Source organism: Methylomonas sp. 11b (assembly GCF_000515215.1).
GTDB lineage: Bacteria > Pseudomonadota > Gammaproteobacteria > Methylococcales > Methylomonadaceae > Methylomonas.
The window spans coordinates 1,353,981-1,369,430 of record NZ_KI911557.1 but is presented as its reverse complement, the minus strand read 5'-3'; the positions used below and the strand labels follow the sequence as shown (position 1 = coordinate 1,369,430).

Sequence of the window (15,450 nt, the reverse complement as noted above, 5' to 3'; positions counted from 1 at the left end):
TTTCGGGTATATAACCCTATCGCTCCAGTTAGGTTGACTGGTGCGTGAGTCTCTGAGTAGCGAAATAAATTTACCTTGATGGGGCTGGTCCGACGATCAGTATAGACGGGAATAGCTTATATGCAGCGACTAAACAACTGTGTTAGCAATGTGGCTGCGCGACGTAGTTTCGATCCTGACTATGCTTTTAAATATCCGCGGAGCACTAGAGGCTGTCATGCTTGGCGGATGCTTCCGCAAATGAAGGATTGGATGCCGGGTCGTCGTTTTATCTGCACGCTTAAACGATTTCGATGTGGCTGTTAAAGGTAGCTTACGGGCGAAATTGGCCGGTTAATAGTTTAAGATTGCATTGTTTAACCCAATAATTTGCGAGAACGGATGTAATGCGTAACCTATACACGCTGCTTTATGGATTGTTGTTGCCTGCTGTTTTATTGCGACTGTATTGGCGGGGCTGCAAGGCGCCGCAATACCGGCAACGCTGGTTAGAGCGCTTGGGCTTTTACCAAATGCCGTCCAGGCAGGGGGTAATCTGGATACATGCTGTTTCAGTGGGGGAGGCGGAAGCTGCTTTCCCGTTAATCGCACATTTGCGTCACTGCCATCCGCAGTTGCCGGTACTCGTTACCACCACCACGCCAACCGGTTCTGCCAGGGTGCGGACGGCATTGGCCGGTCAAGTTGAGCATGTCTATCTACCGTATGATCTGCCGTTTGTGGTTGAGCGTTTTTTGAAATGTTTTCGACCCCGACTAGCGGTCATGATGGAAAAGGAAATCTGGCCCAATTTGTTTGTTGCCTGCGCAGCGCAGAATATCCCGTTGTTTATCGTCAATGCCAGATTATCGGCGCGTTCCGCGCGGTCTTATCGAAAAATTCCCGGACTGGTAAAGCCGGCGTTGGCTTGCGTCAGCACTGTTGCTGTGCAAACAGATGAGGACCGCTTACGATTTATCGAAATCGGCGCCGTTCCTCAGCAAGTTCAAGTGTTGGGTAATATTAAGTTTGATGTGACGATAGACGCCGCCGTTATCGCGGAGGGGCGAGCGCTCAAGCAGCAGTTATTCGCAAAACGCTGGGTTTGGATTGTCGCCAGCACTCATCAGGGCGAAGAAGAGATATTTCTAGCGCTTTATCCGGTTCTTAAAGTATCGATACCCGAATTGCTGTTATTGATTGTGCCGCGTCATCCCGAGCGTTTTCAAACGGTTAAAAAGCTCTGCGAACAGCAGGGTTTTGCAGTGGTGATGCGTAGCGAGCAAAGGCAGTGTCACGAGCAAACCGATGTTTATATCGCCGACAGCATGGGCGAGCTGAAAATGTTATATGCCGCTGCCGATCTGGCTTTTATCGGCGGTAGTCTGGTGCCGGTGGGCGGACACAACGTGCTGGAACCGGCCGTCATTGGCGTACCGGTGTTATTTGGCCCGGAAATGTTTAATTTTCAGGAAATTGCCGAGCGGATTTTAGCCTTGGAAGGGGCGATACAGTGTCGAGATCGCCAAGCCATAATGGATGCCGTGTTGCGTCTCTATCGAGACATAGCGTTTAGAAACAGATTGATCGATAACGGCAGGTTGTTTGTACAAAATAACCAGGGCGCTACAAAACGGGTGGCGGGATTGTTGGCGGAGTACCTGTAAGTTTTACGCTTGGGTTAGGGTGGTTAGCGGGCAATTCATTGAGGTTTTCCGTTATAATTCGCCAGTTTTTTAATTTGTAAAAGGTGTGAAGCGCATTATGTCGGATATTAAAAAAGTGGTGTTGGCCTATTCCGGTGGTTTGGATACCTCGGTTATTTTGAAGTGGCTACAAGATGTGTACGACTGTGAAGTGGTGACATTTACCGCCGACATCGGTCAGGGCGAAGAGTTGGATCCGGCTCGCGCCAAAGCCACAGCGGCCGGCATCAAGGAAATTTATATCGACGATTTGCGCGAGGAATTTGCTCGCGATTTCGTATTTCCGATGTTTCGTGCCAATACGATTTACGAAGGCGAGTATCTGCTCGGTACCTCGATTGCCAGGCCTTTGATCGCTAAGCGCCTGATCGAAATTGCCAACGAAACCGGCGCCGATGCGATTTCCCATGGTGCGACCGGCAAAGGCAACGACCAGGTGCGTTTCGAACTGGGCGCCTACGCCTTGCGTCCGGACATCAAAGTGATCGCGCCGTGGCGCGAATGGGATTTGAATTCACGGCAAAAACTGCTGGACTACGCCGAGCAACACGGCATTTCAGTGGAAATGAAAAAAGGCAAAACCTCGCCGTATTCCATGGATGCCAACTCGCTGCACATTTCTTACGAAGGCCGTATCTTGGAAAATCCGTGGACGGAGCCGGAAGAAGATATGTGGCGCTGGACTGTGTCACCGGAAAATGCCCCGGATCAAGCCACCTACGTCGAGCTTACCTATCAGAATGGTGATATCGTCGCCATCGACGATGTGCCGCATTCCCCGCATCAAGTGATGGAGAAGTTAAATAAAATCGCCGGCGCTAACGGTGTGGGACGCCTGGACATCGTCGAAAATCGCTATGTCGGTATGAAGTCCAGAGGCTGCTACGAAACACCAGCCGGTACCGTGATGTTGAAAGCGCATCGGGCCATCGAATCGCTGACCCTGGACCGCGAAGTAGCGCATTTAAAAGACGAATTGATGCCGCGTTATGCGTCCTTGATTTACAACGGTTACTGGTGGAGTCCGGAGCGGGCGCTGTTGCAAACCATGATCGATGCTTCGCAGGTCAATGTTAACGGCAAGGTGCGGGTGAAATTGTATAAAGGCAATGTGGTCGTGGTCGGTCGGGCCTCGGAAACCAATAGCCTGTTCGATGAAAATATTGCTACTTTTGAAGAAGATGGCGGCGCTTATAACCAAAAAGATGCCGAAGGCTTTATCAAACTGAATGCCTTGAGAATGCGGATTGCCGCTAAGAAAGGCCGTTGATTGCGGTTTGTATAAAACAGGACATTTTTGATTTAGCTTGTATAATGCGCCGATGTATTTCCGTTGGGCATGGGGTGCCGTTTAGGCGCCGCGTGCTCTAGGTGATATATATAGAGCTTCCCGATTAGCAACACTAAAAGAATAATGAGCGATATGCCTGAGATTAATCTGGATGATGTCAATACCGATAAGCATGAGATAGTCTATCTGCGCGCCCATCAGCATCAGGCGCTGATGAAGGCTAATCGCTTTTTGTTAATGCTGGTTCTGGCGTTGATGGCGGCGGTTTTTTTGTTGGGTTTTGTATTACTACCTAAACAAAATCTGTTGACCGAGATCCAAAAGCACCAGGCTATCTCGACAGCCTACGCTACCCAAAATCCGGTGCTATCCGCCGAGATTAGCGCCTTGAAAGGCCAGTTGTTCGGCTTGTTAAGCGGTTCCATCGACAGCAAATTAAGAGCCCTGGAAGAGAATATCAAAAAGGGTAGCGTCGCCGATTCCCTGGAGACCATTCAGGATTTGAAAGGCGATGTGAAGATACTGACGACTTATTCTGTTGATTCGCCGGCCAAGGTCGAAGGCGCGGCTGTCAATCAAGTTCTGATCAAAGAACTGAATGACATTAAGGATTTGGTCTATCTGACCTTTGTGTCTTGTGGATTGATGATTGCGGCGATTGCCGGAGTTTGGCTGCGCAACCGTTACCGGTTGACCCATCAACGTAGTCAACAGGCGTATCTCAGTAAACAAGATTAATTGGCATATTCTTTATGACATAAAAAAGCCGCTATCCGAAAGGGTAGCGGCTTTTTCTTTGCCCCGAAAGGCTACGATTATTTTTTCAGATATTCGTAAACTGCATCGATAGCTTGGTCTTCGGTGTAACCTGCTTTTTTCACAGGACCGACTTCCATGATAGCTGCAACAGCTTTAGGCATGCCGTTTTTGCCTTCTTTCAGAACTTTAGCGAACTGGTCTTTAGGCAGTTTGCCGGCGCTGATCAAGGCCGATAATTGTGGGTTGGAAGCGATGTCATGGCAAGCGCCGCAGCCACGACCGAAAGCACGCTCATAAATTTTTGCGCCGATTTCTTCCGCTTCGTTAGCTGCAACTTGTCCGCTGATAGCGATCAAAGCTGCGCCTACTAATAAACCGAATGATTTTTTCATATGATTCTCTCGTTGTGTTTAAAAAAAGAACTGCATATTGTTATTTGCATAGGCAGTTCATTGGGAAATTAAGCGGGTAAAGGATAGGGAACTTTAGCGAAAAATTCAATCGATTTTCTCTGTCGTTCGCGCCTTTACCGGGTTTGCGGGCTGATTTTTCCAAGTAAAACTTAACATCGTCTGAAATAGGGAAAAATTCACGCGCGCTTAGTTTTGGCTTGGTTGAAACCATTCCAACTGTTTGCGCAGGCGCACGACGGTGCCGACTATGATCAAGGTCGGCGGTTTGATGTCTGCGTTTTCGACGCGTTTAGGCATGTCGCCCAAGGTGCCGGTAATGACCCGCTGATGGCGGGTAGTGCCTTGCTGGATCAGCGCAATCGGTTGATCGGCGGGGCAGCCGTGTTCGATCAACGATTGACAGATAGTCTCCAGACCGACCAAGCCCATGTAAATCACGATGGTCTGATTGGGCGAGGCTAGCTGGCTCCAGTTCAGGTTGATATTGCCGTCTTTTAAATGCCCGGTCACGAAGGTGCAGGACTGCGCATGGTCTCGATGCGTCAGCGGTATGCCTGCATAGCTGGCGCAACCGGCTGCGGCGGTAATGCCGGGTACGACTTGAAATTGAATGCCTTGTTGCATCAGGGTCTCGATTTCCTCGCCACCCCGGCCGAAAATAAACGGATCTCCGCCTTTCAAGCGGGCGACGCGTTTGCCTGAAAGAGCCAGATTGGCCAGCAGCTCGTTGATCGATTCTTGCGGCAGGCTGTGATTGCTGCGTTGTTTGCCCACGTAGATTTTTTCCGCGTCGCGTCGCACCATCTCCAATATTTCCGCGGATACAAGCCTGTCATAGACAATCACATCCGCTTGCTGCATTAAACGCAGGGCTCGGAAAGTCAGTAAATCCGGATCGCCGGGGCCGGCGCCGATCAAATACACCTCGCCGCGATTTTGCGTCTGCTCCGCTGCATCGAGTTTGGCTTGCAATTCTGTGGCAGCTTGCTCGCGGCGGCCGGAAAACACCAATTCGGCGATATGGCCCTGCAATGCGTCTTCCCAGAATACTCGGCGGCGGTTAGGTTCTTTTAGTCGTTCCTTAACCAATGCCCGAAAATCCTCGGCAAACTGCGCCAGCAGCCCGAACGCGCCGGGAATGGTGCTTTCCACCTTGGAGCGTAGCAAACGTGCCAGCACCGGGGAGACGCCGCCAGAAGACACGGCTACGATTAATGGCGAGCGATCAACAATCGCCGGAAAGATGAAACTGCACAAATCAGGATTATCGACCACGTTCACTGGAATATTCTGCGCTGTAGCCGCTTGAGCGACCGCTTCGTTGATCGTGCGCTGGTTGGTGGCGGATATAACCACGCGCATGCCTTTCACATCATCCGCTGCAAAGGCTTTTTCTTGGATAAGTACGCGATTATCTTGGCCCATCTCTGCGACGCTGGCGCCAATTTCCAGAGCTACCACGGTAATTCGCGCCCCGGTTTTTGCCAATAGCTCGATTTTACGCGAGGCGATTTCGCCGGCGCCTACAACCAGGCATGGCTGGTCTTTTAGTTTTAAGAAAAGCGGGAAGTAATCCATGGTGCTTGATTTTCGTGGTCTGGGGTTGGTGTTATTATAAGCGTTGTCTAAAGAACAGTTGAGTGAACACCACTATGATCGAATTTGATTTGGAAGTCGATGCCAGCGGGTTGCAATGTCCGTTACCGTTGCTGCGTTTGAAAAAGGCGATTATGGAAGTGGAAAGCGGCAGGGTAGTCAAAGTGATTGCTACCGATCCGGCGGCCCATTTGGACTTTGGTGTCTATATCGATCAGGCCGGACATATCCCGCTGAAGATATTCAAGGAAGCCGACAAACAAGTGTTCTTTATACAGAAAAAATAGAAGCGATTCAATATTATAAAGGTTCAAAATGGCGCTTCTTTTGAACCTTGTCCGCAGCTTCTATTTCCTCAAGCTAATAATCGGCCAGTTTGCTTGCCGAGCAACTTTCCGTAGTTTTTCGTCGGGATCGACGGCAACCGGTTGATCGACCAAGTTCAATAGCGGCAAATCGTTATGCGAATCGCTGTAGAACCAACTGCCTGCCAGCGTTTCCGTGGAATTGGCCAACCAGTCGTTTAGCTGCACGACTTTTCCTTGCTGAAAGCAAGGCGTACCGTTGAATTTCCCGGTGTAGCGACCATCGACAAATTCCGGTGTGGTAGCCAGTAGGTTGTCGATACCGTAAAGTTTCACAATAGGTTCGGTGACGAAGCGATTGGTGGCGGTGATCACCAGTAAGGTATCGCCGGCCGCGCGATGCTTTTCTACCAAAGTCCGTGCGGCGTCGAGTGTGATCGGCTCGATCAGCGTTTCGACGAATTCCGCGCGCCAGCGGTACAGTTGCTCGGCGTCGTGCTGCGCCAGCGGCGCTAGTGAGAAATGCAAAAACTCGACAATATCCAACGTGCCCTGTTTGTAATCCTCGTAGAATTTTTTATTGGCCTGTTCATACTGCTCTTTGTCGACAATGCCGCGGTCGACCAAGAATTGGCCCCATAAAAAATCGCTGTCATCGGCGATCAGCGTGTTATCCAGATCAAAAATCGCTAAGCTCACGGCAAATCCGTCGTCATAAAGAAAAAAGTAGCGGCCTGTGGCGTCCGCCGGTTATTTGTGGAACAATTGCGCCATTCATTTTAATGGCCGTGCCGTTGTTAATTTTAACATCCAGGCATTAGCAACAGGGCGGCAAATAATACAGGTTTTTACATGATAGACTCGAAAGGATACCGGCCTAATGTCGGCATTATCCTTTGCAATGACGAGGGTCGTGTGTTTTGGGCAAAGCGCAAAGGCGCTAACTCGTGGCAGTTTCCGCAAGGCGGAATTGATGGCGACGAGGATCCGGAAACCGCGATGTATCGGGAGTTGTGGGAGGAAACCGGCTTGTGTGCAGAGCATGTGCAGTTGCTGGGGCGCACCCGTTATTGGTTGCGCTATAAATTGCCGGATCGGTATATCCGCAAAAATTCTACGCCCTTGTGCATCGGTCAGAAGCAGATTTGGTTTATTTTGCGCTTGATGACAGATGAATCGAATGTCAGGTTCGATTGCGGGCACAAGCAGGAGTTCGATAACTGGAAGTGGGTGGAGTACTGGTATCCGCTGAAAGACGTGGTTTACTTCAAACGCCGGGTGTACCGCAAAGCGATGGACGAATTAGGGGCTTTGCTGATTGCCAACGATGTTGGCGTCAACGCCGAGAGTTATTTGTCCGGAAGATTGGCGTTTGGTTAGTAACTGTGCAAGTTGGTTTGTAAGTCGTTCATGCTGATGGGCAGGCGATAGCACCTGGATCGCAAGTCGCCGTCATCGCCCAATTCAAAGACCCTGTAGCCAGGTGCTAGCGAGTCCAGTTCAAACTCGGTGGCAAAAGGTTTGAACTGAAAACAGCTGGCCGGTGTGGCGAATATTGCTATTTGTTCATGATTAGTTTGCATTTCCTGATGTAAATGACCGCAGGTGATGGCTTTAACCTGCACAAAGCGTTCCGCTATTGCCAGCAATGCCTCACCGTTCTCAATTTGCATCGTATCCATCCAACTGCTCCCACTGGCAACGCAATGATGGTGTACCGCCAGCAGGACAGGCATGTCATTTGTGCTTAGCGTTTGCTGTAAAAATACCAGTTCTTCCTGAGATACAAACCCAGCGGGACTGCCGGGTTTTTGGCTGTTTAAAGCAATAATCTGCCAATTTTTTAGCAGCAGGTGTTTGCGGCAACTGACGAAGCCTACGTTCAGCTCGGTTTCCATCAGTTCCCAGTCGTCATGATTGCCCGGCAAACACAGGCAAGGTGTTTGATAAGTTTGCAGATGCTTGCAAATTCGCCGGTAGCTATCAGCGCTAGGGTCTTGGCCCAAATCACCGGTTAATAAAATCAGATCGAATGGGCCGTGAGTGGCATGCGCGTGGGCTAGGGCCTCTTGGAAATACTGTTCGGTGTCTATGCCGAGCATTTTATCGCCGGCATGCGGCAATATATGCAGGTCTGTCAGCTGCAAGACTTTTAAGATTGGCATTGTTCAGCGCAGATAGGGGTAGTAGGCTTGGCTGTTAGGATGAACTTCCCTCAAGTCTTCATGTTTGCCAAACCAGCGGTAGTTAGCGTGTTGTTGTGCCGGTAACTGATTAATATCGATATCCAGTCGCAATTGATAGCCTAAAACCACGTAATGGGTACTAATGCCCGGTTGTTTGGCAAAATTCGTTTCGTAGAGATGAGTAAAAGCACCCAGTAACTCGGCGCTTTCGATGCCGTAGGCAGTGCCTAATTCGGTTTCGGTGATTCTTTGAAACGCATTTTCCAGGGTTTCGGATTTATAAATTCTGCCGCCGGGTACGAACCAATAGCCTGCCGCCGGTTCATTCACGCGCATGCCCATCAATATTGCGTCCTTGCTGGAACGTACAATTAAATCGATAGCAACTAAGGGCGTGTTTTTTACGACTGTCAGAAAATCCTGTTTATGGAGCATCCTAGATTCCGCGAGTTGAGAGTGGGTGGAGGGTGATGTTAAACGTCTTTATACAATACCTTGGAATTGCGCTGATAGCTGTAAGCGCTTTTCATAGGCTCGGGCAAATCGTCGATGTCGCAGGGTTTAAAACCGCGTTCGACAAACCAATGCACGGTTTGTGTGGAACGCACGAACAAGCGGTGGATATGCTCGGTTTTGGCTTTATTGCCGAGATACTCCAATAAGCTGTTACCGCGCGCGCCTTTTTGATAGTCGGTATGCACCGCCAGGCAGGCAATTTCCGCACTGTTGCCGTCGTTCATTACGTGAAACGCCGTGCAGCCGATGATCAAGCCGTCGCGCTCGATGACGATGTAGTCGCCGATTTCCATTTCCAGTTTTTCGCGAGAGCGCTTGACCAAGATGCCTTGTGCTTCAAGCGGCTTGATCAATTCCATGATGCCGCCGATGTCGTCCAATGTTGCCGGCCGTATGGTTTCGAATGCGGTGGAGCTAATCAGCGTGCCGATACCGTCGCGGGTAAACAGTTCCAGGAGTAGGGCGCCATCCACATGCCGATTGATCAGGTGCGCGCGCTGTACGCCTTTTTCGCAGCTTTGCATCGCAGCCCGCAGCGAGCGGGCGACTTCGTCCGGCAGCGTCGGTGTATCTTGCAAGAGTGTTGATACCTGAGCCGTTGTGAGCTGTTGGATCGGCTGGTTATCGGCAGGCGATAAGCAGTTTTGTTCGGTCAACAAAATCAACTTTTCGGCTTGCAAGGCGATGGCTACTTCGGTTGCCACTTCCTCGGCCGACAGGTTGAATACCTCGCCGCTGGGCGAATAGCCGACGGGCGAAATCAACACCACATTCTGCTGATCAAGTTGCTGATGGATGGCTTGGGCGTCGATGCGCCGCACCTTGCCGGTATGACAATAGTCGATGCCGTCCAATATCCCCAAAGGTTTGGCGGTAACAAAATTGCCGGATGCCACGCGTATCTTCGCACCAGCCATCGGCGATCCGGAAACACCCATCGATAACAGCGCTTCAATTTCCACCCGCACCAGTCCGGCTGCTTGCTTCACATATTGCAGTGTGGTCGCGTCGGTGATGCGTAAATGGTGGTGAAACTGCGGCGTGTTGCCATGTCCGGTGACTTGTTCGTCGATCTGTGGGCGAATGCCGTGCACCAGCACCAACCTGACACCCAGGCTTCTCAGCAACGCGAAGTCGTGAATCAGATTGTCGAAATCCGGCTCCGTCACCGCGTTGCCGCCGAAAAAAATCACAAAGGTGCGGTTGCGGTGCGCGTGGATGTAGGGCGATGAATTTCTGAACCAATTAACGAAAGTTGATTGATGTTCCATGGAATGTTTACAAATCGTTTGCTATGTTGCCGGTTGCTTAGTTTAACTTTGCTGGCGTTAAAACCCAATCAGGGCAGATTATTTGGTTTTTTTCCAACGACTGGTCACATAATCCAGCGCTTCTTGAATGTTGAGATCCCGAGTGCCGCCGCCGGTTCGCACGAAGAATTTGGGGGTGTTGCTCTGCGTCAGAAACACGGGCCGGTGCGAGGGGGAAACAATAACCCTGCACACATCACGGTCGGCCAATTTATGAAAAAGCACGTGGATCAGCGGGCACAAATCGGCCCCCAGATTGGCCGAGACCGCAGTCATCAGAGTTTGCTCGAAGCCGTCATGATCGGGTTTTTTCAGAGTTTGGAAGTCGGATTCCAGACCGAGGATTTCGCCGTTGTCGGCCACGCCGATTAGCAAGGTGCCGCCAACCGGACTGTTAAAGAAACCGGCCAGGGTTTTCATAACCACGCCTTCCAGGGTCTTATTGACGCGTTGCTCCTGAATATCCCAGCGCAGCGAGGATTTAAACTCCAGCAACGGTCCTTCACCTTGACGGATGATGGTCGGCAAATCCTTTTCCAGCTCGGTCTTCAGTGCGTCCAGGTCCACCAGTCGCTTGTGTAAAATCTGATAAAAACCCAGCGACAGCAAGCCCAGTATCGCGCCAATTTCGGCATAAAACAGGATCAAATTATTTTGATTAATTTGGCCGGTCATTACTTCGGTGAATTGGCCAAACACGAATTCGATCGATGACAGCGGGTCGGCGTTGCGCTCGCGCGAGCTAATGTAATCGTAACTGGGGGCTAACAAAAATATCCCCATCCCCGCACCTACCCAGCCGGCTATGAAGTAGATTTTTAGCTTTTGTTTCCAGATGTAGAACAGTTGGAGGAGGAAGCGTTTCACGATAATTTTATGTGTAGGGCGGTTCCGAGAAAGCAAAACGCCGAAAAATTCTCAAGGTTTGGTGGATTACTTGGCGACGAATCTAAATTACACGGATTAACCTAATGGCCGCGAAACTTGCGTGTGGGAACAATCAATTATTTTCTCAATAGCTCTACGAATTCCAGGCCATCGAAGTGTTCGGCCAGCGATGATTTTAGCGAGGTTCGTAAAGCCGCGGCTTTCTCGTAGCTGCTCTCTCTAAACAATGTTGGCAACGGCCCGCCTGGAGAATACTCAATTACGAACAAGACAGCATTTTCAGGCGTGAGGGTATAAGTCATAGAAAGTGACTCCCCGAAATATCTTGCGGAATCTGCCCTTGGCGTACCCTTACATATGTAGCAAGTAAGCTCGTGTTTTGCGGCAACCTCTGCTATTACGCTGACCAATTGCTCGCGCGAAATATTCGTAGAACTGGATACAGGCCGTACAGTGTACTCTTCGCGTATCGGAAGAGCTGATGTCCCCATAACGCCAAATAGCGTAACCACCGAGACAGGAACTGTCAGCATCTTTCTAAAATATTTCGACGCAATACGAAACCTGGACTGTTTTTCGGAAACGTGCAGGCAAACAGGCACGACCAACAGAGCCCACAGATCACTGTAGTCAACCACTCGTCCAATTCGCAAAATACTCAGACTATTCGCCAAGTGAATCATTGAATCCGACAGCGGACTTTTCCACCACAGAAAAGTAACCGAAATCAACAAACACAAGAGCCATTTTCGATGCGGCAATGCACTGAATGTCATTAAAGACACAACGGCTACTCCGGCGAAATCAGAAAGTTTTCCGGTAAATACTCCTGGATAAGCAGCCTTAAGCCACCAATCATTGGCAATCAGGGATACAAGGCAAATGAGGAACGGCCAAGTGGTCAGCATTCTAATAGCGTTATTACCCACTTCTGATTACCTCAAGTTCGGTAGGATGAGGTAACAGCCGAAGTTAATTCTCAAACTTTGATAAATCCCGCACCGCGCCCTTGTCGGCGGATGTAGCAAACATGGCATAGGCTTTCAGCGCGACTGACACCTTGCGAGGACGTGGCTTGGCCGGTTTCCAGCCGAGTTTTTCCTGTTCGGTCCGGCGCTGGGCCAGTTCCTCGTCGCTGACCAGTACATTGATGGTACGGTTGGGAATATCGATGCGGATACGGTCGCCGTTGCGCACTAGGCCAATAGCTCCACCTGCCGCCGCCTCCGGCGAGCAGTGGCCGATGGATAAACCGGATGTGCCGCCGGAAAAACGACCGTCGGTCAGCAGTGCGCAGGCTTTCCCCAAGCCCTTGGACTTGATGTAGCTGGTCGGATACAACATTTCCTGCATGCCCGGACCGCCTTTGGGGCCTTCGTAACGCACCACCACCACATCGCCGGATTTGACTTTGTTATTGAGGATATTTTCCACGGCTTCGTCTTGCGATTCGACCACATGGGCGTTGCCTTCAAATACCAGCAGGCTGTCATCGACACCGGCTGTTTTGATAACGCAGCCGTCCAGAGCGATATTGCCATGTAATACCGCTAATCCGCCTTCCTGGCTGAAGGCATGGTCGATGGAGCGAATACAGCCTTCGGCACGATCAGTGTCCAGGCTTGGCCAACGGGTATTCTGACTAAACGCCACCTGAGTCGGAATACCGGCGGGGCCGGCCATATAAAAAGTCTTTACCGCATCGCTGGGGTTGGCGGTAATGTCCCATTGCGCCAAGGCTTCGCCCAAAGTTTTGGTGTGTACGGTCGGTACATCGGTGTGCAAGCGGCCCGCCCGGTTAAGTTCGGCCAGAATTGCCATGATGCCGCCGGCGCGATGCACGTCTTCGATATGGTATTTATTGGTGTTGGGTGCCACTTTGCACAATTGCGGTACCACTTTGGACATGCGATCAATATCTGCCAGCGTGAAATCGATACCGGCTTCTTGGGCGATAGCCAGTAAATGCAAAATGGTATTGGTCGAGCCGCCCATGGCAATATCCAGCGCGATAGCATTTTCAAACGCTTTAAAGCCGACCGAACGCGGCAGTACCGATTCGTCGTTTTGTTCGTAGTATTGTTTGGCCAGTTCAACAATTCGCCGTCCGGCTTGTTTGAATAACTGTTCGCGGTCGGCGTGGGTGGCGAGCACCGTGCCGTTACCGGGCAAGGATAAGCCCAAAGCTTCTGTCAGGCAGTTCATGGAATTGGCGGTGAACATGCCCGAGCAGGAACCGCAGGTGGGGCAGGCGGAGCGCTCCACAGCTGCTAAATCGACATCGGAAACTTTGCTGTCGGCCGCCATTACCATCGCATCGACCAAATCAAGTTTTTTGATGTCGGGACTTTCAGCCAAACGTACTTTACCGGCTTCCATCGGGCCGCCGGAGACAAAGATCACCGGAATATTGATGCGCATCGCCGCCATCAACATGCCCGGGGTGATTTTGTCACAATTGGAAATACAGACAATGGCATCAGCGCAATGCGCATTGACCATGTACTCGACGCTGTCGGCAATCAAATCACGGCTGGGCAGGCTATACAACATGCCGTCGTGACCCATGGCAATCCCGTCGTCAACGGCGATGGTGTTGAATTCTTTGGCGACGCCGCCGGCCAATTCAATCTCACGCGCCACCAATTGGCCCAGGTCTTTTAAATGCACATGGCCCGGCACGAACTGGGTGAAGGAGTTGGCGATGGCGATAATCGGTTTATCGAAGTCGCCGTCTTTCATGCCGGTGGCGCGCCACAACGCGCGCGCGCCCGCCATGTTGCGGCCTTGAGTGGTGGTATGAGAACGATATACAGGCATGGTGATTCCGGATGAAAGCAAAAGCGGCGCTTAAACTGCCGCGGGAACGGGCGTCATTTGAAGCAGGGCAGCCCTGCGGCTGATTCGTTTAAAACTAAAAACTATCCCAGCCGCTGGAACGGCGGCGCCAGCTGAGTTTTGGCAGAATAAAGCCCAGCAATACGCCGAATAAAGCCAAGCCGCCGCCGTATAAAAACCAGTCCTGGTTGCTGCTGTCGGTTAACGCCTGATTTTCGCGTTTCAGTTGCTGTAGTTCGCGATTCACGGCGACAACCTGTTCCTGTAATTGGTCGCGTTGTTGCTTGAGCTGGATGGCGTTCGCGGCGGTTTGTTGTAGTTCGCTGAGTTCGGCGCTAAGACGGTCACGCTCTTTTCCGGCTTCTTGCCCGGTGGTTTGAGCGGTCTTCAACAGTTTGTTTTCTTCTTGCAGCGCTTCCAATTTTTTGGTGGCTGCTTCCAGTTGGGTGCGGGCGCTGGGTTCGCCGGTCAGGTAGCGGCTGAGAATGAAGCCCTCCGCGCCGTTTCCGGTTTGAATATAGGTGTAACCGTTTTCGGTACTTTCTTGCAACACGCTGACAGGGATACCGTTTTCCAACATTTTCACGATCTTGGTGCGCTCACTTTCGCCGCTGCGTAATGGCACCTCGACTTTGTCGGTGACGTAGGCGGTTCTTGCCATGGCAAGCGGGCTAATCAGCAGACAGGCAAAAATGTAGGCAAAAGATTTTTTCACAGTATCACTCTTCGTTCGGCGTAAAGAAAGCGGCGATTCTAGCGAAATTATCGGCAGATGAGAAATTCCAGTAACGCTTTCTGAGCGTGCAGGCGATTCTCTGCTTCCGGAAATATCACGCTTTGCGGGCCGTCGATCACCTCGGCGGTCACTTCTTCGCCGCGATGTGCAGGTAAACAATGCATGAATAGCGCATCTGCTTTGGCGGCAGCCATGGTTTTGCTGTTGACCTGAAAATCCTTAAATACGAATTCGCGTTTTTTCTGTTCCTCTTCCTGGCCCATGCTGGCCCAGACATCTGTCACCACCAAATCGGCTTGCTGTGCGGCTTGCTCCGGCGTGTTGAAAAACGCCACTCTATGTCCGGCGGCATCGACGATGCTTTGCTGTGGCCGGTAATCGACCGGGCAGGCTATGTTCAATTTAAAATCGAATTGGCGAGCCGCATTGATATAGGAATGACACATATTATTACCGTCGCCTATCCAGGTCACGGTTTTGCCGGCGATGTCGCCGCGCAACTCGAAATAGGTTTGCATATCGGCCAACAGTTGGCACGGGTGCAGCAGATCGGTCAGGCCATTGATAACCGGTACCCGCGAGTATTTGGCAAACGTGGTCACCGTGTCGTGGTTGTTGGTGCGCAGCATAATGCAGTCCACCATACTGGAGATAACCTTGGCGCTGTCTTCCAACGGTTCGCCGCGGCCGAGTTGCGTGTCGCGCGGCGACAGAAACAGTGCGGTGCCGCCGAACTGGGCCATGCCGGCTTCGAAGGAGATCCGGGTGCGGGTCGAGGATTTTTCGAAAATCATCGCCAGTACTTTGCCTTTGAAAGGCTGGTAGTTCGGGTCGCGATGCGTTTTGAGTTGAATCGCCCGTTGAATCAGGTTGTGTAATTCGGCGCTGGACAAATCCAGCAGACTGATGAAGTGTCTGGGTTGCATG

At 51.1% G+C, this 15,450-nt stretch carries 16 protein-coding genes; 5 read left to right on the top strand and 11 right to left on the bottom strand.

Features of this window, described 5'->3' with window-relative positions; all coding sequences use genetic code 11:
* The first annotated feature begins 386 nt into the window (after nucleotides 1-386).
* The 3 genes from waaA (at nucleotide 387) to METH11B_RS0106330 (ending at nucleotide 3,714) form a co-directional block, all read left to right on the top strand.
* Nucleotides 387-1,646, top strand: a complete 1,260-nt coding sequence (gene waaA, locus METH11B_RS0106340; RefSeq protein WP_026601305.1) for a lipid IV(A) 3-deoxy-D-manno-octulosonic acid transferase — start codon at nucleotides 387-389, stop codon at nucleotides 1,644-1,646.
* Nucleotides 1,647-1,743: 97 nt separating this feature from the next.
* Nucleotides 1,744-2,955 (top strand): argininosuccinate synthase, encoded by a 1,212-nt coding sequence (locus METH11B_RS0106335; RefSeq protein WP_026601304.1) that lies wholly within the window; start codon nucleotides 1,744-1,746, stop codon nucleotides 2,953-2,955.
* 144 nt (nucleotides 2,956-3,099) lie between these two features.
* Nucleotides 3,100-3,714, top strand: coding sequence for a hypothetical protein (locus METH11B_RS0106330; RefSeq protein WP_020482447.1), 615 nt, complete (start codon nucleotides 3,100-3,102; stop codon nucleotides 3,712-3,714).
* 77 nt (nucleotides 3,715-3,791) lie between these two features.
* On the opposite strand, the gene METH11B_RS0106325 is transcribed toward METH11B_RS0106330, so the two are convergent.
* Both METH11B_RS0106325 and cysG read right to left on the bottom strand, forming a co-directional pair.
* Nucleotides 3,792-4,127, bottom strand: coding sequence for a c-type cytochrome (locus tag METH11B_RS0106325; protein WP_020482446.1), 336 nt, complete (start codon nucleotides 4,125-4,127; stop codon nucleotides 3,792-3,794).
* A gap of 207 nt (nucleotides 4,128-4,334) precedes the next feature.
* Entirely contained in the window at nucleotides 4,335-5,726 is a 1,392-nt protein-coding gene (cysG, locus tag METH11B_RS0106320) for a siroheme synthase CysG (RefSeq protein WP_026601303.1), read from the bottom strand.
* A gap of 74 nt (nucleotides 5,727-5,800) precedes the next feature.
* Between cysG and METH11B_RS0106315 the strand changes: the two genes are divergently transcribed.
* A complete protein-coding gene (locus METH11B_RS0106315; protein ID WP_020482444.1) occupies nucleotides 5,801-6,031 on the top strand; it encodes a sulfurtransferase TusA family protein in 231 nt (76 codons plus the stop codon).
* A 60-nt stretch (nucleotides 6,032-6,091) separates the two neighbouring features.
* On the opposite strand, the gene METH11B_RS0106310 is transcribed toward METH11B_RS0106315, so the two are convergent.
* A complete protein-coding gene (locus METH11B_RS0106310) occupies nucleotides 6,092-6,748 on the bottom strand; it encodes an HAD family hydrolase (RefSeq protein ID WP_026601302.1) in 657 nt (218 codons plus the stop codon).
* A 153-nt stretch (nucleotides 6,749-6,901) separates the two neighbouring features.
* Between METH11B_RS0106310 and METH11B_RS0106305 the strand changes: the two genes are divergently transcribed.
* Nucleotides 6,902-7,429 (top strand): RNA pyrophosphohydrolase, encoded by a 528-nt coding sequence (locus METH11B_RS0106305; RefSeq protein ID WP_020482442.1) that lies wholly within the window; start codon nucleotides 6,902-6,904, stop codon nucleotides 7,427-7,429.
* On the opposite strand, the gene cpdA is transcribed toward METH11B_RS0106305, so the two are convergent.
* The 8 genes from cpdA to argF all read right to left on the bottom strand — a co-directional run bounded on the left by cpdA (nucleotide 7,426) and on the right by argF (nucleotide 15,449).
* Nucleotides 7,426-8,214 carry a 3',5'-cyclic-AMP phosphodiesterase gene (gene cpdA, locus METH11B_RS0106300; protein WP_026601301.1) on the bottom strand — a complete coding sequence of 263 codons (789 nt, stop codon included), beginning with the start codon at nucleotides 8,212-8,214 and terminating at the stop codon, nucleotides 7,426-7,428. The genes METH11B_RS0106305 and cpdA overlap by 4 nt on opposite strands.
* 3 nt (nucleotides 8,215-8,217) lie before the next feature.
* Nucleotides 8,218-8,670, bottom strand: a complete 453-nt coding sequence (locus METH11B_RS0106295; RefSeq protein WP_026601300.1) for a GDP-mannose mannosyl hydrolase — start codon at nucleotides 8,668-8,670, stop codon at nucleotides 8,218-8,220.
* 38 nt (nucleotides 8,671-8,708) lie between these two features.
* A complete protein-coding gene (gene argA / locus METH11B_RS0106290) occupies nucleotides 8,709-10,022 on the bottom strand; it encodes an amino-acid N-acetyltransferase (protein ID WP_026601299.1) in 1,314 nt (437 codons plus the stop codon).
* Nucleotides 10,023-10,100: 78 nt separating this feature from the next.
* Nucleotides 10,101-10,928: an AlbA family DNA-binding domain-containing protein gene (locus METH11B_RS0106285; protein WP_036275659.1), complete on the bottom strand. Its 828-nt coding sequence runs from the start codon at nucleotides 10,926-10,928 to the stop codon at nucleotides 10,101-10,103.
* A gap of 137 nt (nucleotides 10,929-11,065) precedes the next feature.
* Nucleotides 11,066-11,857 (bottom strand): hypothetical protein, encoded by a 792-nt coding sequence (locus METH11B_RS27660; protein ID WP_026601297.1) that lies wholly within the window; start codon nucleotides 11,855-11,857, stop codon nucleotides 11,066-11,068.
* Nucleotides 11,858-11,921: 64 nt separating this feature from the next.
* Complete coding sequence (gene ilvD, locus METH11B_RS0106275; RefSeq protein ID WP_036275656.1) at nucleotides 11,922-13,769, bottom strand: dihydroxy-acid dehydratase; 1,848 nt, start codon at nucleotides 13,767-13,769, stop codon at nucleotides 11,922-11,924.
* 94 nt (nucleotides 13,770-13,863) lie between these two features.
* Nucleotides 13,864-14,502, bottom strand: coding sequence for a TIGR04211 family SH3 domain-containing protein (locus tag METH11B_RS0106270; protein ID WP_026601295.1), 639 nt, complete (start codon nucleotides 14,500-14,502; stop codon nucleotides 13,864-13,866).
* Nucleotides 14,503-14,549: 47 nt separating this feature from the next.
* The gene (argF, locus tag METH11B_RS0106265; protein ID WP_026601294.1) at nucleotides 14,550-15,449 is read right to left on the bottom strand and encodes an ornithine carbamoyltransferase; all 900 of its coding nucleotides are present in this window, start codon (nucleotides 15,447-15,449) and stop codon (nucleotides 14,550-14,552) included.
* Nucleotide 15,450 lies beyond the last annotated feature (1 nt).

Bases quoted from the DNA above. Each gene is read 5' to 3' on its own strand.
- argF (WP_026601294.1), bottom strand. From the start codon at position 15,449: ATGCAACCCAGACACTTCATCAGTCTGCTGGATTTGTCCAGCGCCGAA.
- METH11B_RS0106335 (WP_026601304.1), top strand. From the start codon at position 1,744: ATGTCGGATATTAAAAAAGTGGTGTTGGCCTATTCCGGTGGTTTGGAT.
- waaA (WP_026601305.1), top strand. From the start codon at position 387: ATGCGTAACCTATACACGCTGCTTTATGGATTGTTGTTGCCTGCTGTT.
- METH11B_RS0106295 (WP_026601300.1), bottom strand. From the start codon at position 8,670: ATGCTCCATAAACAGGATTTTCTGACAGTCGTAAAAAACACGCCCTTA.
- METH11B_RS27660 (WP_026601297.1), bottom strand. From the start codon at position 11,857: ATGCTGACCACTTGGCCGTTCCTCATTTGCCTTGTATCCCTGATTGCC.
- argA (WP_026601299.1), bottom strand. From the start codon at position 10,022: ATGGAACATCAATCAACTTTCGTTAATTGGTTCAGAAATTCATCGCCC.
- ilvD (WP_036275656.1), bottom strand. From the start codon at position 13,769: ATGCCTGTATATCGTTCTCATACCACCACTCAAGGCCGCAACATGGCG.
- METH11B_RS0106315 (WP_020482444.1), top strand. From the start codon at position 5,801: ATGATCGAATTTGATTTGGAAGTCGATGCCAGCGGGTTGCAATGTCCG.
- cysG (WP_026601303.1), bottom strand. From the start codon at position 5,726: ATGGATTACTTCCCGCTTTTCTTAAAACTAAAAGACCAGCCATGCCTG.
- cpdA (WP_026601301.1), bottom strand. From the start codon at position 8,214: ATGCCAATCTTAAAAGTCTTGCAGCTGACAGACCTGCATATATTGCCG.
- METH11B_RS0106305 (WP_020482442.1), top strand. From the start codon at position 6,902: ATGATAGACTCGAAAGGATACCGGCCTAATGTCGGCATTATCCTTTGC.
- METH11B_RS0106330 (WP_020482447.1), top strand. From the start codon at position 3,100: ATGAGCGATATGCCTGAGATTAATCTGGATGATGTCAATACCGATAAG.
- METH11B_RS0106325 (WP_020482446.1), bottom strand. From the start codon at position 4,127: ATGAAAAAATCATTCGGTTTATTAGTAGGCGCAGCTTTGATCGCTATC.